This window comes from Pseudomonas sp. TH21, assembly GCF_016651025.1.
GTDB classification, from domain to species: Bacteria; Pseudomonadota; Gammaproteobacteria; order Pseudomonadales; family Pseudomonadaceae; genus Aquipseudomonas; species Aquipseudomonas aylmerensis.
This window is the reverse complement of record NZ_JAEKEQ010000001.1, coordinates 2,673,801-2,691,965: the sequence shown is the minus strand read 5'-3', so window position 1 is coordinate 2,691,965 and position 18,165 is coordinate 2,673,801. Positions and strand designations below refer to the sequence as shown.

Annotated in this window: 20 protein-coding genes and 1 pseudogene; 7 read left to right on the top strand and 14 right to left on the bottom strand. The window is 61.0% G+C overall.

The window, feature by feature from the left end:
* Window position 1: 1 nt before the first annotated feature.
* Window positions 2-1,564, bottom strand: a complete 1,563-nt coding sequence (locus tag JFU04_RS11870; protein WP_201144144.1) for an ABC transporter substrate-binding protein — start codon at window positions 1,562-1,564, stop codon at window positions 2-4.
* 379 nt (window positions 1,565-1,943) lie between these two features.
* Between JFU04_RS11870 and JFU04_RS11865 the strand changes: the two genes are divergently transcribed.
* Both JFU04_RS11865 and JFU04_RS11860 read left to right on the top strand, forming a co-directional pair.
* Window positions 1,944-2,858: a LysR substrate-binding domain-containing protein gene (locus JFU04_RS11865; protein ID WP_065906350.1), complete on the top strand. Its 915-nt coding sequence runs from the start codon at window positions 1,944-1,946 to the stop codon at window positions 2,856-2,858.
* A 24-nt stretch (window positions 2,859-2,882) separates the two neighbouring features.
* Window positions 2,883-4,316, top strand: a complete 1,434-nt coding sequence (locus JFU04_RS11860; protein ID WP_201144143.1) for a serine hydrolase domain-containing protein — start codon at window positions 2,883-2,885, stop codon at window positions 4,314-4,316.
* Window positions 4,317-4,530: 214 nt separating this feature from the next.
* On the opposite strand, the gene JFU04_RS11855 is transcribed toward JFU04_RS11860, so the two are convergent.
* From JFU04_RS11855 to JFU04_RS11840, 4 genes are read right to left on the bottom strand one after another with little or no spacing between them, the layout of a single operon-like run.
* Entirely contained in the window at window positions 4,531-4,998 is a 468-nt protein-coding gene (locus tag JFU04_RS11855) for a periplasmic heavy metal sensor (protein WP_106804206.1), read from the bottom strand.
* A complete protein-coding gene (locus JFU04_RS11850; RefSeq protein WP_065906343.1) occupies window positions 4,995-5,420 on the bottom strand; it encodes a hypothetical protein in 426 nt (141 codons plus the stop codon). Before JFU04_RS11850 ends, JFU04_RS11855 begins: the two co-directional genes overlap by 4 nt.
* Window positions 5,417-5,995: an RNA polymerase sigma factor gene (locus JFU04_RS11845; protein WP_201144142.1), complete on the bottom strand. Its 579-nt coding sequence runs from the start codon at window positions 5,993-5,995 to the stop codon at window positions 5,417-5,419. Before JFU04_RS11845 ends, JFU04_RS11850 begins: the two co-directional genes overlap by 4 nt.
* 31 nt (window positions 5,996-6,026) lie before the next feature.
* Window positions 6,027-6,338 (bottom strand): YXWGXW repeat-containing protein, encoded by a 312-nt coding sequence (locus tag JFU04_RS11840; protein WP_106804209.1) that lies wholly within the window; start codon window positions 6,336-6,338, stop codon window positions 6,027-6,029.
* A gap of 226 nt (window positions 6,339-6,564) precedes the next feature.
* On the opposite strand from JFU04_RS11840, the gene JFU04_RS11835 reads away from it, so the two are divergent.
* Window positions 6,565-6,705 carry a hypothetical protein gene (locus JFU04_RS11835; RefSeq protein WP_162946075.1) on the top strand — a complete coding sequence of 47 codons (141 nt, stop codon included), beginning with the start codon at window positions 6,565-6,567 and terminating at the stop codon, window positions 6,703-6,705.
* Here JFU04_RS11835 and JFU04_RS11830 read toward each other — a convergent pair.
* Window positions 6,702-6,950, bottom strand: coding sequence for a DUF1652 domain-containing protein (locus tag JFU04_RS11830; RefSeq protein WP_201144141.1), 249 nt, complete (start codon window positions 6,948-6,950; stop codon window positions 6,702-6,704). The genes JFU04_RS11835 and JFU04_RS11830 overlap by 4 nt on opposite strands.
* A gap of 248 nt (window positions 6,951-7,198) precedes the next feature.
* Here JFU04_RS11830 and JFU04_RS11825 point away from each other — a divergent pair, with 248 nt between their 5' ends.
* Window positions 7,199-8,143, top strand: coding sequence for a sensor domain-containing diguanylate cyclase (locus JFU04_RS11825; RefSeq protein WP_065906447.1), 945 nt, complete (start codon window positions 7,199-7,201; stop codon window positions 8,141-8,143).
* A gap of 264 nt (window positions 8,144-8,407) precedes the next feature.
* Here JFU04_RS11825 and JFU04_RS11820 read toward each other — a convergent pair whose 3' ends face one another.
* From JFU04_RS11820 to JFU04_RS11805, 4 genes are all read right to left on the bottom strand, one after another.
* Window positions 8,408-8,668 carry a hypothetical protein gene (locus JFU04_RS11820; RefSeq protein WP_065906336.1) on the bottom strand — a complete coding sequence of 87 codons (261 nt, stop codon included), beginning with the start codon at window positions 8,666-8,668 and terminating at the stop codon, window positions 8,408-8,410.
* Window positions 8,669-8,671: 3 nt separating this feature from the next.
* Window positions 8,672-9,118 (bottom strand): GNAT family N-acetyltransferase, encoded by a 447-nt coding sequence (locus JFU04_RS11815; protein ID WP_201144140.1) that lies wholly within the window; start codon window positions 9,116-9,118, stop codon window positions 8,672-8,674.
* Window positions 9,119-9,217: 99 nt separating this feature from the next.
* Window positions 9,218-10,117 carry a helix-turn-helix transcriptional regulator gene (locus tag JFU04_RS11810; RefSeq protein ID WP_201144139.1) on the bottom strand — a complete coding sequence of 300 codons (900 nt, stop codon included), beginning with the start codon at window positions 10,115-10,117 and terminating at the stop codon, window positions 9,218-9,220.
* Between the two features lie 36 nt (window positions 10,118-10,153).
* Entirely contained in the window at window positions 10,154-10,849 is a 696-nt protein-coding gene (locus tag JFU04_RS11805) for a fumarylacetoacetate hydrolase family protein (protein ID WP_201144138.1), read from the bottom strand.
* A 125-nt stretch (window positions 10,850-10,974) separates the two neighbouring features.
* Between JFU04_RS11805 and JFU04_RS30465 the strand changes: the two are divergent.
* Window positions 10,975-11,109, top strand: a pseudogene (locus JFU04_RS30465) (LysR family transcriptional regulator); the annotation flags it as partial.
* 11 nt (window positions 11,110-11,120) lie between these two features.
* On the opposite strand, the gene JFU04_RS11800 reads toward JFU04_RS30465, so the two are convergent.
* Window positions 11,121-11,450, bottom strand: coding sequence for a hypothetical protein (locus JFU04_RS11800; RefSeq protein WP_065941186.1), 330 nt, complete (start codon window positions 11,448-11,450; stop codon window positions 11,121-11,123).
* Between the two features lie 92 nt (window positions 11,451-11,542).
* Complete coding sequence (locus tag JFU04_RS11795; RefSeq protein ID WP_065906326.1) at window positions 11,543-11,983, bottom strand: carboxymuconolactone decarboxylase family protein; 441 nt, start codon at window positions 11,981-11,983, stop codon at window positions 11,543-11,545.
* Between the two features lie 183 nt (window positions 11,984-12,166).
* Here JFU04_RS11795 and pdxR point away from each other — a divergent pair, with 183 nt between their 5' ends.
* Entirely contained in the window at window positions 12,167-13,552 is a 1,386-nt protein-coding gene (gene pdxR, locus JFU04_RS11790) for a MocR-like pyridoxine biosynthesis transcription factor PdxR (RefSeq protein WP_201144137.1), read from the top strand.
* A gap of 70 nt (window positions 13,553-13,622) precedes the next feature.
* On the opposite strand, the gene JFU04_RS11785 is transcribed toward pdxR, so the two are convergent.
* A complete protein-coding gene (locus tag JFU04_RS11785) occupies window positions 13,623-16,121 on the bottom strand; it encodes a TonB-dependent siderophore receptor (RefSeq protein ID WP_201144136.1) in 2,499 nt (832 codons plus the stop codon).
* Between the two features lie 1,107 nt (window positions 16,122-17,228).
* Window positions 17,229-17,666: a DUF3995 domain-containing protein gene (locus tag JFU04_RS11780; protein WP_065906320.1), complete on the bottom strand. Its 438-nt coding sequence runs from the start codon at window positions 17,664-17,666 to the stop codon at window positions 17,229-17,231.
* 91 nt (window positions 17,667-17,757) lie between these two features.
* Here JFU04_RS11780 and JFU04_RS11775 point away from each other — a divergent pair, with 91 nt between their 5' ends.
* On the top strand, window positions 17,758-18,147 hold the full coding sequence (locus tag JFU04_RS11775; protein ID WP_065906318.1) for a DUF2946 domain-containing protein: 390 nt from the start codon (window positions 17,758-17,760) through the stop codon (window positions 18,145-18,147).
* The last annotated feature ends 18 nt before the right edge of the window (window positions 18,148-18,165 follow it).

Below are 18,165 nucleotides of genomic sequence, written 5' to 3'. Positions count from 1 at the left end.
CTCAATTGCTCCCGGAAGCAGGGACGCTGACGGTCCACAGGCGCGGCTTGGACACCGGCCAAGTGCGCAGGCCCTTGACGTAGTCACGGCTGGCGGCAATCGCGTTGCCGTTGTACATCGGGATCATCGGCACATCCTTGATCATCTGTTGGTGCAGTTGATCGAACAATGCCTGGCGCTTGGTAATGTCGCCTTCGCGCTGGGCTTCACGCAGCCATTCACGGGCCTGGGGGTTGTCCCAGACCTTGCGGGCTTCCTTGTCTTTGTCGCCGGTCATCGAATCGAAACTCAGGGCCGGGTCGAGGCGCTCGGAGTACGGGAACGCCATCATCTGGTAGTTGCCGCTCTGGTAGCGCTCCAGTTGCGTGCCCCACTCCAGGGTCTCCAGCTCCAGGTTGATGCCGCTGGCCTTGGCCATGGCCTGCACGAATACGCCCATGTCGAAAATCGCGGCGTAGCGTTTGTTGACGATCAGTTTGATCGGCTCGCCCTTGTAGCCAGCCTCACGCAACAACTGCGCGGTCTTGGCCGGGTCGAAGGTGTAGCCCTGGTCTTCGATGGCCGTGTGGTAATGACTGCCGCTGGCGACCATCGAGTTGTTGGCCTTGGAACGCCCCCCGGTGAGGGCTTCGACGATTTGCGCCGAATCCAGGGCATGGGCGATGGCCTGGCGCAGGCGCACATCCTTGAGCAACGGGTCGCGGGTCTGGAACAGCAAGGCGTTGACCGACATGGTGCCGCTGGAGGTCACACGCACGCCGGGGTTGGCCGCCAGTTCGGTGGCGTCCAGCGGGGTGACGTCGATCAGCAAGTCGACGTTTTTCGACAGCAAGGCGGCTTTGGCGGCGGCCGGGTCCGGGATCACCAGCAGGCGCACGCGGTCGAGGGTGGTGGATTTGTTGCCGGTGTAGCCATCGGGCTGTTGTTCATCGCGGGCGCTGTAGTTGGGGTTACGCAGCAGTTCGACGTATTGACCGGGCTTCCACTCGCCCAGCTTGAACGGGCCGGTGCCGACCGGGGCTTTCCAGCTGCCATCGGCGTTGAGCGAGTCCGAGGAGAGGATGCCGCTGCCGCCACACTCCGGCAGTGCGGTACTGGTAAGGAACAGGCCATTGGGCTTGTCGAGGGTGAACACCACGGTGAGTGGGTCCGGGGCGCTCATGTCGACGATCTTGGCGCCACCATGGCCATCGAATTCAGGCGCGCAGCGCCATTGGGTCTTGGGGTCGAGGAAGCGCTTCCAGGTCCACAGCACGTCAGCGGAAGTCAGCGCCTTGCCATTCTGGAACTTCACCCCGTCGCGCAGGTGGAAGGTGTAGCGCAGGCCGTCGTCGGACACCTGCACGTCCTTGGCCAGCAGCGGGCCGACGGTGGCGTCTTCACGAAAGGCCACCAGCCCTTCGGTGAGGTGCATGATCACCGCGTCGGAGTTGGTGTCACGGTTGACACCGGGGTCGGTGCTGCGGATATCGGCGTTGAGCGCCACCTTCAACACACTTTCGGCGTGGGCAGTACCCGCCAGCGCCGCAGACAAAGCGCCTGCCAGGATTAAAGTCTTGTTCATGGATAAATGCACCTTAAATGATCCTTACGCTTGGGGTTCGGACGCTGGCAGGACCCAAAAAGAGGCACGGCCGAACACCTGGATAGTTGTTGTTGTTTTAGTCGCCGTCACGGTCGGCGAATGTTCCTGGACCGATCTTATTCTTCACGCGGCAAGCTTGAGAAGAACGCTCCAGGTGATCAGGCTCGGCTTTTCCGATCACCTACCGAGCCGTTCACAACCTGCCCCCAGCCTACCGAAATATCAGGGCCCGGAGCTGTTTGCGCGCGTTCAAAAATAATGAACCTGATCGGCCAAACCGATCTGTGCGCACCTGGAGGCATCAGATAAGCTGGCGGGTATTCAATGGTTCAAATGCTCAAACCCGAGGCCGTCCTTCATGACACTCACCCATCTTCGTGCGTTCTGTGCCGTGGTCGAAAAAGGCAGTTTCCGCTCTGCCGCGCGCCAGTTGGACGTGGCACAAAGCACCCTGACCCAATCGATCCAGACCCTCGAAAAAGAACTCGGCGTGGTCTTGCTGCAACGCTCGAACCAAGGCATCAACCTGACGTCGGCTGGCGAAGTGTTCCTGGTGCGCGCCCGTTCCATCACCCTCGATTGCGAACGCGCGCTGCTCGACCTGCAACCCTGGAAAGGCGAGCCCGAAGGCCATATCGACCTGGGCGTGACCTCCGAGCCCCTGGCCGAGCTGCTGGTGCCGGTGCTGAGCAACTTCACCCAACGCTTCCCGCGCATCCAGGTGCACGTGGCCAGCGGCACCACCAAGGGCCTGGTCGAAAAGGTCCGCGATGGTCGCCTGGATTTCGTACTGTGCCCGCTGGCACCGAATGTCACCGATATCGACCTGTCCATCGACCGTCTCTACAGCTCCAGCGCCGGCATTATCGCGCGCAAGGGCCATCCGTTGGGCCAGGCCAGATCGGTGCGGGAACTGGTGGACTGCCAATGGATCAGCGTGCGCTCCACCGGTGTCATCGGTGGCGCGGAAAACCGCCTGGTCCAGCTGTTCCGCACCCAGGGCCTGGCGCCGCCGAAGATCGCGATTACCACCGACTCGCTGCTGGAAACCCTGCACATCGTCTCGGAAACCGACTACCTGACCATCGAACCGCGCATGCTGCCGGGGATGAAGCTGTTTTCCAGCGCACTCACCACCATCGCCATCGAAGAACCCCTGGCGCCCCGTGATGTGTGCCTGATCAGCCGCCGTTCAGCGCCCCTCACCGGGGTCAGCCAGGAACTCACCAGCATGCTGATTTCCTATTCCCGGCTGGTACACCGCAGCCGTTGATCGCCACCCTTGCCGAGCCTTTTCATGCCCCTGACTTCCTACGATGGTCTGCCCCGCGCCAGCGCCAGCAGCCTTGGCATTGACCCCGACCGTTTGATCGCGTTTCTCGATGCGGTCAAGGCCGCCGACCTCGACCTGCACGGCTTCATGCTGCACCGCCACGGCCACGTGGTTGCCGAAGGCTGGACCTGGCCGGTAGACCCCAATGAGCCACGCGTGCTGCACTCCATGGCCAAGAGTTTTACCGGCTGCGCCATCGGCCTGGCCATCCAAGAAGGCTTGCTCAATCTCGATGATCGGCTGGTGAGTTTCTTCCCCGATGAAGTCCCCGCGAACGCCGACCCGCGCCTGGCCGACATGACTGTCGAACACCTGCTGACCATGCGCACCGGGCACGCCAGCAACACCTCCGGCTCAGTGTGGCGCAGCATCAGCACCAGCTGGATCGCCGAATTCTTCAAGATCCCCCTGGCCTACGCGCCGGGCAGCGAATACGTGTACACCAGCGCGGCCAGCTACATGCTCTCGGCGCTGATCAACCGCGTCACCGGCCAAACCCTGCACGACTACCTCAAGCCGCGCCTGTTCATCCCCTTGGATATTTACAATGAAACCTGGGACATCGGCCCGGACGGCGTGAACCCCGGCGGCAACGGCCTTACCGCCCCCGTGTCGGCGGCGCTGAAACTGGCGGTATTGCATGCCCAGAACGGTGTCTGGAACGGCCTGCAGGTATTGCCGGCGGCGTGGGTCCAGGCCGCTACCCAACCCCAGGGCGGCCCCGACAGCCGCTACGGCTACCACTGGATGATGAAACCGCGCCCAGCCTTCAGTGCGCTGGGGGTGTTCGTGCAGATGGCCGCGGTGTACCGCGAACACAACGCAACCTTGGTGCTGGTAGGTGGGATGAAAAACTCGGCAGAGATCGTGCCGTTTATCGAGCGTTATTTTCCCGCAGCCTTCAGCGAGGATTGCAGCGTGAAACCCGAAGCCGATGCACGGCTGGAGCAACGGCTGGCGAGCATGGCTGAGCAGCCTCTATTGGTTTCAGACTGCCCAGCGCCCGAGGATTCGATGCGCGTATTTGCCATGGCCGAAAACGGGCTTGGCGTGCGCCAACTGTCGTTCGCGTTTACAGGCCATGTACTCACCTTCGAACTGACCGACAGCCAGGCCACCCATCGCTTGCAGATCGGCATCGACCACTGGCTCACGGGCCTCACCAGCATGCCGGGTCGTGCGTTGCACCATGGTTATGAATTCAACCACGCACAGATCGTGGCCGGTGCCCGCTGGTTGGATCAAAAGACGCTGGAGATGACCTGGATCTATCCGCAGACCGCATTCAGGGATCGGGTGAAATGTGTGTTTGAAGGCAACAGCGTGAGCCTCGCCCGCACGGTGAACGTCAACAGCGCAGAGCGAGAGCAGGAAGTGCTGGTGGGCAAACGCCTGTAAGTCAACCCGCTCACTACATAAAATCTTAGAACCTGGCTGGGCGTAACACCCAGGTGCCGGCATCGCCGACAAGCCAGCTTCTAAAGGTTGACCGTGGTCGCCATGCGAGCCCTTGGGTTACGTTGGGCTGGGCCGGCATTCCGGCTCCTTTCCAAAGTGACCCGCTGTAAAAGCGCAACCCATGGCAACCGCGACCGCAGCAACGGATATGGACTCAAGACCGAGGCTTCTTCCCCCGCTCCTGCCCGCGCAGGTACAACGCCTCCACCAGTTTCTGCCGTTCATCCTGCGGCAAGGTCCCGGCAAACTGCGCCAGGGTGCCATCCACCAACGCCCTTAGCGCCGCATCCGCCTCGCGCGCCTTGGCCAACTCGGCCACCAACACTTCATGGTCCAGCGTGGGTGCCTCCAGCTGCTTGATCACCCCCATGCGCGCCTCACGTCCGGCCATGATCAACGGCTGGCTGTCGGCACTGTTGCGTCGCAGCAACTGGCGCAGTTCCCTGCGCCGCTCAGGTGGCAGCTTGATCATGGCCTGGCGCAGGCCGTGCTGGTTGACCAGCACTTGCGCCGGTTTGGCGCTGGCCATCCAGTGGTAAAGGCCACCGCCGACCCCGCCGATCAAGAACACATTGAGCAACACCGAAACGAACAACCACGGTTTAAGGGATCTGACGGTCATTGCTCGGTTTCCTCAGCGTTGACGGTGAAGACGACTTCGGCGTCGCCCTGGTCGAAGACGCTGGGCAGCACTTCGGATGACAACATGGGCAACGGCACGCTCATGGACGCCACCAGCATCCCGGTGACGATGCCGGCGATGCCCACGCCGACCAGGCCGGCGGGCGATAACCAGCTGGCGTAGCGTGACCAGAATGAGCGTGGCGCGGATTGACGTATCTGCCGCACCAGCGCCGGGTCGGGCAACGCGAGTTGATGGCTGTCCAACTGATGGTCGAGCCAGCGCGCCTGCTGCAGGGCGTCGCGCGCATGCAGATTGCCGCTGTCGAGCAACGCCTGGGCGGCGCGCTGTTCGGTGTCGGGCCAGCGCTGCAGGTCCGCCCCGTACACGTCGGCCAGATAAGCAAAGCGTTCGGGTGTCATGATTTTCCCCTTCCTGGGCGGGCAAGCCCGGGTGTGTCGGCAAGTTGACTGCGCAACTGGCGTCGGGCCCGCGACAGCAGGCTCTCCAGTGCCTCGACGCTGATATTCATCAGGGCCGCGGCGTCGATATTCGACAGCTCCTGGTAGTACTGCAGCACGATGGCTTCGCGCTGGCGTTCGGGCAAGGCCGCCAACGCGGCGGCCATGCGGGCACTGCGGTCCAGGGTTTCTAGCTGTTCATCCGGTGGCGGCGCACTGTCCGCCAGTTCTGCCGTGTCCTCGTCGCTCAGCGGGCGCTCCTTGCGCCGGCGCAGGCGGTCGTGACACAGGTTGAGCGCGACCCGGTGCAACCAGGTGTCAAAACGCGCCTCGCCACTGCGCCAGTTGGCCGCCTGTCGCCAGATGCGCAGGAAGCTTTCCTGGGCCACGTCCTTGGCCTCATCGGCATCGCCGAGGATCCGACTGGCGAGCGCCAGCAAACGCGGGAGCTTGCGCGTCACCATTTCGTTGACGGCGGCAGGTTCGTTATTGCCGATACGCGCCAGCAGTTCAACGTCCGGATCAGTGTCTTTCAATCGGGTAGTTCTCGGGGCCAAGGGTCAAGTTTCAGCGGATCCAATGCCCTTCGCGCCAGTACCAGTTCGGACCATGGGCTTCCCAGTGGCCGGGCTCCCAACGCGCATTGCGCATCACCGGCTGCCAGTGACCCGGCACCCAACCGTAGCCGCGCCCTTCCCAGCGCCAGTGGCCTCGGTCCCAGGCGTAGCCGGGGCGCTGGGCGGGAATCACTTCCACACGCTGCGGCGGGGGTGCCTGCTGGATGATGATTTCGGTCTGGGCAAAAGTCGGGGTGCTCACAAACGCGGCGAGGGCCAGCGGAGCAAGCAAGGCAAAACGCAATTTGGCCAGGGGTCTCATGGCAACTCCTTCATGCAACCGGCGAAAGTGCGGGTTGCTGATGGGTTGAACGGCGGGTGCGCAAAAAATCCGTCGCCGGCCGCGCGGATTTATTTTCGGGCAGTGCTCGCCAGCAGTATTGCGCAGGGGATGAGAGGGCTTGATGAAATTTCTGAAAGCTTCGCGACGGATTTACGCGGGTGGCCGCGTTGAAGGATTAACGCAGGTAAAACCAAGAGGAAACACCATGTACCGTCGCCTTACCATGCTGGTTGCCGCCCTGCTGATCGTCAGCCTCAGCGGTTGCGTGATCCTGCCGGAGCACCGCCATTGCTGCTGGCGCTACTACGGCGCGCTCGACACGCCCAGCCACACCGTCGACAGCTAACTGACCGCCGCAAATCCACGGCGCCCGGCCTTGAGCTCGGTGCGCAGTTCGCCGATCAGGTTTGCGATGGAACGGATGCTGTCCAGACCCTCGGGGGACACGCGCGTCAGCAGCAGGTCGACGCGTCCGGACACTGGCTCGAACACGCTGATGCGCAGCGAACCGTCGCTGTTCACCGTGCAATCGCACGCAAGCGGCAGGAAGCCGGAGGCCATGATGCGGTTGAATTCGATGATGGAAATCATGATAAGTCCCCTTCCCTGGGCCTCACCCGGTAGTTGTGATGCAGACAGAGTAGATGAGGTTTTGCAGGGGATGGGGCTATTCGCGCAAAAGTGCCAACCCTGACTCATTTTGCCCCGAAACCGCCGGTCCGCTGGCGTCAGAAAAGCGGTTAACCAGACCTCTCGTCTACTGCCAAAGCCTGGACTTGACTCCAGGCGTGGATCAAAAGACGCTCTTGGCTTTTGGCCATCATCTCGAGCATTCCAGCATGCGCATCGCCCCTCCGAGCCAGCCCGACAGTGACGTGTACAAGACGCTATTGGAGTCGACCAAGGCCATCCCCTGGCGCATCGATTGGCAGACCATGACCTTCAGCTATATCGGCCCGCAGATCGAGGCATTGCTCGGCTGGACCCCGCAAAGCTGGGTCAGCGTCGATGACTGGGTCGAACGCATGCACCCGGATGACCGCGAATACGTGGTGAATTTCTGCGTGTCGCAATCGCGCGCCGGCGTCGACCACGAGGCCGATTACCGCGCGCTGACGGCGAATGGCGACTACGTGTGGATTCGCGACGTAGTGCATGTGGTGCGCAAAGAGGGTGAAGTCGAGGCACTGCTTGGCTTCATGTTCGATATCAGCGAGCGCAAGAAGACCGAAGAACATCTGGTGCGCCTGCAGAAACAACTCGAGGAATATTCCTACCAGGACGGCCTCACCGGCATCGCCAACCGGCGCATGTTCGACACTGTGCTGGAGCGCGAATGGGCCAGCGCCCAGCGCAGCCAGTTGCCGCTGTCGTTGATCATCCTGGATATCGATTTTTTCAAGCAGTACAACGACCACTACGGGCATATCAAGGGTGACGAATGCCTGCGCCAGGTGGCACGCACACTGTCGCAGGCGGCCAATCGCCCACGGGATTTCATTGCGCGTATCGGCGGTGAAGAGTTTGTGTGGCTGCTGCCGGAAACCGACGCGGCGTCGGCCCGGCAAGTGGCACAACGCTGCCTGCATCTGATCCGCCAGCAGCAGATCGAACACGGCTTTTCGCCCGTCGCCAACCAACTGACCTTGAGCCTGGGTGTCGGTACGCGGATCGTCACACCCGAGAGTGCGATGCTGGGTTTTGTCGAAGACGTCGACAAGTTGCTGTATCAAGCCAAACGTAATGGACGCATGCGCGCAGAGTTTGCCGAGGGTGAAGTTTGACGCCGAGGTCAAATCACAGGCAAAAAAAATCCCAAGTAGCTGATGGAAACTTGGGATTTAAAAATGCATAAACCGTGGGAGGTGAACGCCCGGCAATATTACCGATTGTAAAAAGCCGTAACAAGATTATTTTAATCCTTTCGTCGGATTAAAAGTGTTGTAAGTCATTCAATAACCACACTTTTTTAAAGGGAGTCAGCGGCATTAATGCCACTTTTTGGTGCAACTTCCGCTATATATCCACGTATAAGAAAGGGTTATTGATTAATTCGGTGCGCCTCTGCTGATCGACTGTTCGCTCAACTGTTTGCAGCTATCGCGAAGTTCAAGGCTGCCGGACACTGCCACACTGGCAACCCGCTCAACTTGCCGACACAGTGCCAGGCGCTCGGCGGCCTCCTCGCGCTGGCGATCCGCCTTGGCGTTGAGCTGCATGAAATACCCCCCGAGCAGCACCGCCACGCACAGCACCCCGACCGCATAGTAGCGCAGGCTGTTGGACGGCTGCGGCTCAAGGGGCCTCATGGTTTAGTCCACCCTGCTCTTTTCATAACGCACGTCGTCACCCTCGACCCGGCCCACTACCGACCAGCCCAGGCGTTGGTAGAAACCGTTGGCGCGAATGTCGGCACCACCATCGGTGATCAGGAACAGTCGCTGGTGATGCTTGAACAGCGCCGCCTCGGCCACGGCCATCAACTGGCGTCCAAGGCCAAGGCGCTCGTGCGACGGCAAGACGAACATTGCAAACACCTCTCCCTGCGCCAGGTCGACCATGGCAAACGCCACCGGCTGGCCCTCAACCTCGGCAATCCAGACACAGGGCGCTGCCTGGATAGTGTCGGCCAGCACCTGCGGCGTGATGCCCAGGCCGGCCATCTGCTCGCGGCTCAGGTGGTTCTGCACCACCGAGGTGCGGATGGCAAAAAGCGTGTCGATGTCATCCGTCGTCGCCACGCGGATAAGTGTTTGCATACTGGCCTCCCTGATGAAGTGCGCAATTGTATGCAAATAGAAACACACCGATTGTCGTGGATTTGTAAAACGCCTTAACGGGCGGCGGCAAGCCGGCCGCTATGCAGTGGATTGACGCCTGAATTGCCCCGGCGCCATACCGTGAGCCTTGCGGAAACAGCGGGAAAAGTACGCCTCATCGGTAAACCCACAGCGATGTGCAATCACGCCAATCATCTGCGTGCCGTTGAGCAACAGCGTGCGCGCCAATTGCATGCGGCGGTCGAGCACCAGTTGCGAGAAAGGCTTGCCGGTTTCCTTGCGCAGCAGGTGGGTCAGGTAGTTGGGCGACAAAAAGGCCGCGGCGGCCGTATCGGTCAGGTTGAGGGTCGGTTCATGCAGGTGCTCGCGGATATGCGCCTGCACCCGCGCCAGGGCATCCTTGCGCCCGCGTCGGGTGGCGTTGTTGGCAGCGAACGCCTGTAACGGCTCGGCGTATTGCTCGCAGACCAGGCCGATCAGCTGGAACAGATAGCCCTTGAGGCGCTCGCGCGCGCCGAAAGTGCGATGGGCATCCAGGTCGCGCATATGCGCCAGCCAGGTTTTGACCTGCTCGAACGTGGCATCGTCGAGGATGAAGTCCAGCTGTTCCTGGAAGCGAAACGGCGACAGTTCCGGCGCCTGGCCGATGGGGATGTCTTCCAGGTCCAGGGGATCGCACGTCAACTGCGGCAGGAAAAACGCCTGGCTGAAGTTGATCAACAAGAACTCGCCATCCTCGGGATGCGGGATCACATGCAGCCGATGCGGCAGGATGAATGCCAGGGCGTTACGCGGGAACGGCCGCACCGCGCCGCCGATATGCTGCACGGTGTCGCCGCCAAGGTTGATCTGGATCTGGAAATACTCATGGCGATGAGGACTGGTCAGCGCCGCCCTGCCGCGTTTGTCGCGGATGTAGAAGTCGGGGCGGTCGCTGCGCTGCTCCATGCCGTAAGTGGTGACGCGGGTGCCTGGCATAACGGTCTCTCGGATGGCCTGGGCACCACTGTAGCCTCAACCCTGGCCGAGGGTGAAACGCAACTCGCCAAGGCCGTCGATGCCGGCGCTGAGCACATCACCGCGCTGCACCGCACCGACACCGGCGGGCGTGCCGGTGAAGATCAGGTCGCCGGGCTTGAGGGCTGCGGATTTGGAGGCGTGGCTGATCACTTCGCTGACGTTCCAGATCAAGTCCGCCAAGTCGCCGACCTGACGGAGCTGACCATTGACCTTGAGCCAGATTTTGCCGCTGGACGGATGCCCGACGGCGCTCACCGGTTGCAACGCGGTGGTCGGTGCGGATTCGTCAAAAGCCTTGGCCCATTCCCACGGACGCGAGAGCTTTTTCGCCTCGGCCTGTAGGTCACGGCGCGTCAGGTCGATGCCGACGCCATACCCCCAGACGTGGGACAAGGCGTCTTCAGGATTGATGTCCACCCCACCCTTGCCGATCGCCACCACCAGTTCGACTTCGTGATGCAGGTCGGCGGTCAGCGGCGGATAGGCGATCACGCCCTCGGCCGGCACCACCGCGTCTGCGGGTTTCATGAAGAAAAAAGGCGGTTCGCGGTCCGGATCGTGCCCCATTTCGCGGGCGTGTTCGCTGTAGTTGCGGCCGACGCAAAAAACCCGGCGCAAGGGGAAGCGCGCGTCGCTGCCCTTGACTGCCAACGAGGGGGTTTGCGCGGGGGTGAAGACATACTCGGTCATGGTCTGTGCCTCTTGGTTTGCCTGGCACCAGTATGGCGAGGGCGTCCGCGACGAAGTTGGACAGGCTTACGCAGATTTTGCACTGGACGGTGTTTGCTCCTGCGGCGCACTGCCCGGCATCATTATTCGAGCCTGCGCAGTTCATGCACTTCAAGCTGTGCTGGCGCGCCGTTGAATACCTGTCCCAGGCGAACCGGTGGTTTATCACCACGGCGAACGTATTTTTCCATGACGATGCCGGCTCACCGCAGTCGTTTTAAACCGCCGGAGGTTATTTGCGCGCCACTTTATAGCGTACGCAATCCTGGTAGAAACTCTGGCGAATCGCCTCGGGCTTGAGCCGTGAACGGCTGTCATAGGTCTGTTCGGTGATGCCCATGGCCATCATGCGCATCCACGATTTGCTGAACTTGATGGTCTGGATCTTCTGCCGCGCGGCATACAGCGACACGCCCGACAGCTTGAGTTCCTGGGCCCTGGCGGCAGTGCCGGCGCCCCAACTGCACATGTACTTGTCACCCTCGCGCAGCTCCCGTGCCTGCACGGCAGCCGCGCCGCCGGCCAATGAGCAGGCGATCAGCATGATTCCAACAGTGCGCATTTGCTTCCTCACCTAACCACCTGAAAATAAAAGTGATTTTGGCGAGGATTTGCCTACAGGGGGGCCATTAAATTGCCTTCTTGCGCAATGTTTCAGGCCGCCGCTGCCGGCGTGGTGCGAAAGGTGACGCCAAGGCGGTTAAAGGCGTTCATCAGGGCGATGCCGTAAGTCAGGTCAGCGAGTTCCTTGGCATTGAATTCGGCGGCGGCGGCGGCGTAGTCCGCGTCCGACACATCACTGCGGGTAACGGCTTCAGCGAAGGCCAGGGCGATGCGTTCCCGCGCGGTAAACACGTCGCGGGCATCGTGCCACACTGGCACCAGTACCAGTTTATCCACGGCCAGGCCTTGCTTGAGCAGGTCCCGCGAGTGCATGTCGATGCAGAACGCGCAGCCGTTGATCTGCGAAACGCGCAGGTACACCAGGTCGATCAGCGCCTTGGGCAGGCCGCTGTTCTGCAGGTAGACGTAGACGCCGCCGAAAGCCTTGTAACCTTCCGGGGATGCTTGGGTGTAATCGAGGCGAGTGGTCATGGTAAATCCTGTTGCAGTTGAGTGAAGGGACCATCTTGCGGCGCCATGGCTCACCTCTGAAGAGCCAAGAATGGCGCTGATGCATAGACCATGATGGCCTGGTCATTAATAGCAGTTATGGCACTTGGGAATGGGTCATGGCCCCGGTAGAGTGAGATCAGCCACGACCTGGAGCCAGGCCCCATGTACACCCTGCCCCCGCCGGATCTCACCGACGCCGAACCGATCTACCGCCAGCTTTACTGGCGTTTTCGCAGTGCCATTGCCGAAGGGCTGCTCAAGCCGGGCGAGCGCGTACCGGCGGCGCGGGCCCTGGCCAAGGAGCTGGGGCTAGCGCGCGGCACCATCGACAGCACCTACTCATTGCTCACCGCCGAGGGCTATCTGGAGTCGCGCGGCCAGGCCGGAACAGTGGTGGCCCAGGGTATTGAGGCCGCACTGCCCACGCGCGTGGTGGCCGCGCCCTACCACGCGGTGCGCCGTCAGCAGCCGGTGCTGCCCTTCCAGATGGGCCTGCCCGCGCTGGATGCCTTCCCGCGCAAGATCTGGTCGAAAATCGCCGCCCGCTGCGTGCGCGCCACGCAACTGGCCGACATGGCCAACCCGCCGGTCCAGGGCCTGCCCGCGCTGCGGACCGCCATCGCCAGCTATTTGCAGGTGGCCCGGGGTATCTACTGCACGCCGGAGCAGGTGTTTGTCACCGCGGGCTATCGCAACACCTTGAGCCTGATCACCCACGCATTGCTCAAGCCCGGCGACCGGGTGCTGGTGGAAGACCCGGGCTACCCGCCGACACGCTCCCTTCTCGAGTACCTGCACATCAACACCGTGCCGCTCCCGGTAGACGCCGATGGCCTGTGCGTGCGCCAGGCCGGCGACGCCCGTGCGGTGATCGTCACCCCCGCCCACCAGAGCCCGCTGTGCGTGTCGCTGTCACTGCCGCGTCGCCTGGAGTTGCTGGAGTGGGCCACACGCCAGCAGGCGTGGATCATCGAAGACGATTATGACGGCGAATACCGTTATGTCAGCCGCCCGCTGCCTGCCCTCAAGAGCCTGGACCGCGAGGGTCGCGTGCTGTACGCCGGCACGTTCAGCAAAGTGCTGTTCCCCGGCATTCGCCTGGCCTACCTGGTGGTACCCTCCTCCCAGGTTGCGCACTTTGCGCAGGTGAGCCAGAGCTTTCTCGGCCATTGCCCGGAACTGACCCAGGCGATCGTCGCCAGCTTTATCGCCGAGGGGCATTTCGCCCGCCATATCCAGCGCATGCGCAAGCTCTATGGCGAACGCCGCGACGCCACCGCCAACGGCTTGCGCAAGGTGTTGGGCGAGCGTATTTGCATCGATGCGCAGCCTGGCGGGATGCACCTGGTCCTGCGGCTCAAGGCTCCACTATCGGACCGTTTGCTGGTGAAGAAGCTGGCCGACGCCGGCATTTTTGCCGAGGCCTTGAGCGAATGGAGCATGGTGCAGCAAACCGGCCCCGGCCTGCTGCTGGGCTTTGCCAATATCGATTCCCAGGCCAGCGCCGAGGCCTTGGGGCAACGTCTCCTCGAATGCCTTACGGGCTAGCGTTCACGCGCGCCCTGACAAGCCTTGGCGATGCTGCTCGCGTACGTGTTCGCCAAGGCCTTTGTTCAGATCACCACTGGTAGGTCGCGCTCGCCTGCACCGTGCGCTGCGAGCCATACCAGCACCACGAGTACGAGTAGCAGGAGGCGACGTACTCTTTGTCCGCCAGGTTAGTGGCGTTGAGCGCCAGGCGCAGGTTGTCCTTGAGGTTGGCGATGTTCGGGATGTCGTAGTGCACCGCCGCGTCGAACAGCGTGTAGCCCGGCACCTTCAGGGTGTTGGCGGTATCGCCCCAGGACGAACCGACATAGCGCGCGCCGGCGCCGACGCCGAAGCCCTTAAGGTGGCCGTCGTGGAAGGTGTAGTCGGCCCACGCCGAAGCGGTGTGGCGCGGTACCGCGTAGGTGGTGGTGCCTTCGGCGTCGATGGCAGGGCCTACGCCGATGTCGCTGATCGGTGCATAGCGCACGGTGCTGTTGGACTTGCTGATGCGGTTATCCAGGTAGGCATAGGCCGCGGTGATATCCAGGTTGTCGTTGAGGCTGGCCTTGCCTTCGAGTTCAAAGCCTCGCGACTGCACTTCGCCGTCCTGGCTCTGGCAGCGACCGGAACCGCACAGGTGGGTCGGATCCGGGTCGGTCGTGAGTACATTGGTCTGGCGCAGGTCGAAAATCGCCGCGGTGATAAAGCTGTTGCTGCCCGGCGGCTGGTACTTGATGCCGATTTCGTACTGTTTGCCTTCCGTCGGCTTGAACACCGAACCGCCATACCCGGTTCCCGACTGCGGGTTGAATGACTCCGCATAGCTGGCATACGGCGCCAGGCCATTGTCGAAGAGGTAGACCAGGCCGACCCGGCCGGTAAACGCCTTGCTGTCCAGGGAAGACTTGGTCTTGGCACCGGTGCTCAGGGTCTGCGTGCTGTTGTCGGTGCTTGCCCAGTCATAGCGACCACCCAGCAGCAGCACCCACTTGTCCCACTTCATCTGCTCTTGCAGATACACGCCGGTCTGTTCACTGCGCGAGGTGCCATCCGTGGTGTACGCCGGTACCGGGACGGCCGCGCCATAGACCGGGTCGAAAATGTCGAGGGTCGGCCCGGCGGTGTAAACGCCCGAACCGGACTTGGTGTCGGTGCTGGTGTTCTGGTAATCGAGGCCCATCAACAGCGTGTGCTGCAACGGCCCGGTGTCAAACTTGGCCTGCAGCTGGTTGTCGAGGGTGTAGGCATCCATGTCGACGTCACTGGCGATGGTCGAGCGTCGGATGGTGCGGTAGTCCGTCAACAAGTAGTTGCTGTAGAGGCTGCGGTACTGGCCCTCGGTGCGCAGGTAACGCGCGTTCTGGCGCACCGTCCACACATCGTTGAAGTGATGTTCGAACGCATAACCGAGGGAGTAGTACTCGCGGTCGCTTTTTTCGAAATTCTTCTCGCCGTCGTAGAAATCCACATCGATCTTGCGCCCGGTGGGGCTATGCAGCACCGAGCCCCACGCCGGGACCGAACCGTAGGACGCGCCCTTGGGGTCCTTCTGGAAATGCCCGAGCAAGGTCAGCGAGGTGTCCTCATCCGGGCGCCAGGTGAATGCGCTGGACAGCGACTGGCGGCGAGTCTCGGTGTGTTCGACCTGGCCGTCCGCATCATCGAAAAGGCCGGCGACGCGGTAGGAATACACGCCTTGATCATCGATCGGGCCGCTCAGGTCGAAGGTGGTGCGTTTCTTGTTGAACGTGCCGTATTCAACGCCCACTTCGTGGAACGGTGTATCCAGCGGGCGCTTGCTGACCATGTTGACCACCCCGCTCGGCGTGCCCTGCCCGTACAGCACCGAGGCCGGGCCGCGCAGCACTTCGACGCGCTCCAGGTCGAACGCGTCTTTTTGTGGCAAGGCGTCACGGCTCGATGGCATCCGCAAGCCGTCCAGGTAGGTGGCCGGGGCAAAGCCGCGAATGGTCAGTTGGTCCAGGCGCGACGCGGTGGCGCCACGGGTTTCCGGGATTACGGCGGCGCTGTAGCGCAGGATCTGGTTGAGGCTCTCGGCATTCTGCGCGCGCATCTGGTCTTTGGTGACAATCGAGATCGACTGTGGGGTTTCAATCACCGCGGTATCGGTCTTGGTCCCCGACAAACTGCGCGTCGCGACATAACCGGAGACCGGCCCGGTGGGGCTTTCGCTCTGGTACGCGCCGCTGATGGTGGTGGCCTGCAACTCCATGGCGCTGCCGCTCTGCGCGATGGCCTCCAGGCGGTAGCGATCGGCGGAGAGCTTCAGGGCCTGCAGGCCGCTGCCGGCGAGCAACTGGGTCAGCGCCACGTCGATATCGTATTGCCCGCTCAGGCCGTTGCTGTGCTTACCCCGCGTCAGGCTTGCGTCGAATGCCAGCACCAGGCCCGCCTGCTCGGCCAGGCTGTTGAGAGCCTGGCTCAAGTCGCCAGCCGGAATCTGAAAACCACGCACCGCGCGGCTTTCTTCGGCGAAGGTGGTCTGGACGGTCAGCAACGGCACGGCAGCAAAGGCTATCGCCACTGAAAGGGCCAGTGGATGCAAAGGACGAGCGAGGCGCGACATGGGAAATCCTGTGTAGGAGAGGTTCTATAAACCATGACGGCCATGTCCGGAAATCGGGTAGTAATGAGAGAAGTTTTTATTTGAGATTCATTCTGCCAACGCAGCTGCAATCAGCTGCGGCGCTTTTTTGTGTGGCTTCGGGGAGTGTTTTTTTGAGGCTTTTTCCCTCGATGGGTGGGCCTTTTCTGATTTTTTGAACCGCTCGTCCAGCGGTTTGTCCTGCGCAGAATCCGACGCCTTGCCCTTTACCGAGACGTCACGGAAGCTATCAAGTACGGGTGCAAGGCGATGGTTCTGCGCAACAGCTGGACGCTACGTTTTCGCGCCCTACGCAGAGCCAAGGAACATTACGATTTCAGGATAAGAATGAAATACTGGAATGAACTAGAGAGAAATATAGTCTTCGAGAAGTTATTCATCAAACCTGTAGAGATTGGAAAAATAGCATTATTTTCTTTGCAGATAGAATAGGAGGGCAAAGGCTATCACACTTGCAGAATGGGGATTGATTGCCATGGCATTCGCGACTTGAAAATAAAAAACCTACCCATTCGAAAAGTATTTTTCTTGAACATCACACGCAATGAGGATCAATTTTACTTTCAGGCAATCAACAAAAACGCATCAATTGAATTCAAGGCCAAATACATTTCACTTTGCGATCCAACTATTTATATAAACGGAGCTGATGATTATTTTTTTTGAGTTCATAAATACATGATGGGCTTCCTATGCCCCGTAGCCAGCCTCCATCCCTCCTCACCTAATGCCATTTTTGATTAAACCACTCCGCGCAAGCCGCTCTAGCATTGGTGTTACTCAATGAATTGCTTAGAAACAGAGATTGATGAAGCTTTAGAGAAGCTATGGATCAAAAACAGAAGACTTAATACCGATGAGTTGAAGGTATTAATAATATATCTTTGCGAAACTTTTTACGCCGCTGGGTGCGATTTTCCCGACCGATCGAAAACCCCCGACAACTTGAACATATTTTATCTGAAACGACGGGATATCCATTTAGGATGACGGACATAAGTTTGTCGTTCTTGATTTACATGGACGACCATGACTGCGTCAGTTGGGCTTAGGCTAACGAAGCCAAGTTCACCCCCACGCCACCACCAACAACCCTACCCCCAACACCAGACACAACGGCGAATAAAAATACGTATCCAGTCGCGCAAACCTCGACCCGCCGACTTTTTTGAAGAACCCCACCAACTCCGAATCCCCAATCGCCCTGGCAAACATCACCACGGCAATCGCGCTGATTCCCCATTGCAACGCCCCATGGGACACCGCTGAGAAGTACAAGCCCGCTCGCAGGCACACCAGCAACGCGATCGCCACCAGCCCCATCGCTACCAGAAAGGTCCCCAGCGCCGAGGGTTTGAATGCCGGGCGTGGGCCGCTGGCGAATTCACCGGGTAGTTGGGGGATGGCGGCGAGACTGCCGAGTTTGCCGCCGGCGGCCCAGTACAGGTGCACCATGCTGATGCAGGTGAATACGCCGACGATCCATCGTGCGATGACAAAGCTCATGACGGTTCTCCCTGAAAAGATGCGAGACAGGATAGTCGCCCTGAGATTTTTGCAGGCATTTCGTCGGCGGCTGATGGTAAAGTGCCGCCCCATGAAAATCGCTCGTGCCGACCGCTCGCTCATTGCCTGGATGCTGTATTGCTGCGTCCTGTTCAATGTGTTCGCCTGCAGTATTGGTCATGGGCAGATGGTCGGGATGCAACTCAACGGCATCGGCGGGCAGTTCTGTACCGTCGACCCGCGTACCCAGGCACCCAAGCCGTCCAACTCCGCCGATGAGCAGTTGCCGACGCTGTCCAAGGCGTTTGGTTGCCCGTTGTGTTCGACCGGCGGCATGGGCCCGGCGCTCAATTCCAGCCTGAATGTGGCGGTGTTGCCGCAACCCCATGCGCCACCACCGGCGATCGTTGCTGCCGCTGACATCCCTGCTCGTTTCACCTGGCCCACGGCCCATCCGCGTGCGCCACCCGCCCTCGCCTGATCCTTCGCGTTCCGATCT

Excerpts from the sequence above, each read along its gene's own strand:
- JFU04_RS11870 (WP_201144144.1), bottom strand. The coding sequence starts at position 1,564 with ATGAACAAGACTTTAATCCTGGCAGGCGCTTTGTCTGCGGCGCTGGCG.
- JFU04_RS11865 (WP_065906350.1), top strand. The coding sequence starts at position 1,944 with ATGACACTCACCCATCTTCGTGCGTTCTGTGCCGTGGTCGAAAAAGGC.
- JFU04_RS11860 (WP_201144143.1), top strand. The coding sequence starts at position 2,883 with ATGCCCCTGACTTCCTACGATGGTCTGCCCCGCGCCAGCGCCAGCAGC.
- JFU04_RS11855 (WP_106804206.1), bottom strand. The coding sequence starts at position 4,998 with ATGACCGTCAGATCCCTTAAACCGTGGTTGTTCGTTTCGGTGTTGCTC.
- JFU04_RS11850 (WP_065906343.1), bottom strand. The coding sequence starts at position 5,420 with ATGACACCCGAACGCTTTGCTTATCTGGCCGACGTGTACGGGGCGGAC.
- JFU04_RS11840 (WP_106804209.1), bottom strand. The coding sequence starts at position 6,338 with ATGAGACCCCTGGCCAAATTGCGTTTTGCCTTGCTTGCTCCGCTGGCC.
- JFU04_RS11835 (WP_162946075.1), top strand. The coding sequence starts at position 6,565 with ATGTACCGTCGCCTTACCATGCTGGTTGCCGCCCTGCTGATCGTCAGC.
- JFU04_RS11830 (WP_201144141.1), bottom strand. The coding sequence starts at position 6,950 with ATGATTTCCATCATCGAATTCAACCGCATCATGGCCTCCGGCTTCCTG.
- JFU04_RS11825 (WP_065906447.1), top strand. The coding sequence starts at position 7,199 with ATGCGCATCGCCCCTCCGAGCCAGCCCGACAGTGACGTGTACAAGACG.
- JFU04_RS11820 (WP_065906336.1), bottom strand. The coding sequence starts at position 8,668 with ATGAGGCCCCTTGAGCCGCAGCCGTCCAACAGCCTGCGCTACTATGCG.
- JFU04_RS11815 (WP_201144140.1), bottom strand. The coding sequence starts at position 9,118 with ATGCAAACACTTATCCGCGTGGCGACGACGGATGACATCGACACGCTT.
- JFU04_RS11810 (WP_201144139.1), bottom strand. The coding sequence starts at position 10,117 with ATGCCAGGCACCCGCGTCACCACTTACGGCATGGAGCAGCGCAGCGAC.
- JFU04_RS11805 (WP_201144138.1), bottom strand. The coding sequence starts at position 10,849 with ATGACCGAGTATGTCTTCACCCCCGCGCAAACCCCCTCGTTGGCAGTC.
- JFU04_RS11800 (WP_065941186.1), bottom strand. The coding sequence starts at position 11,450 with ATGCGCACTGTTGGAATCATGCTGATCGCCTGCTCATTGGCCGGCGGC.
- JFU04_RS11795 (WP_065906326.1), bottom strand. The coding sequence starts at position 11,983 with ATGACCACTCGCCTCGATTACACCCAAGCATCCCCGGAAGGTTACAAG.
- pdxR (WP_201144137.1), top strand. The coding sequence starts at position 12,167 with ATGTACACCCTGCCCCCGCCGGATCTCACCGACGCCGAACCGATCTAC.
- JFU04_RS11785 (WP_201144136.1), bottom strand. The coding sequence starts at position 16,121 with ATGTCGCGCCTCGCTCGTCCTTTGCATCCACTGGCCCTTTCAGTGGCG.
- JFU04_RS11780 (WP_065906320.1), bottom strand. The coding sequence starts at position 17,666 with ATGAGCTTTGTCATCGCACGATGGATCGTCGGCGTATTCACCTGCATC.
- JFU04_RS11775 (WP_065906318.1), top strand. The coding sequence starts at position 17,758 with ATGAAAATCGCTCGTGCCGACCGCTCGCTCATTGCCTGGATGCTGTAT.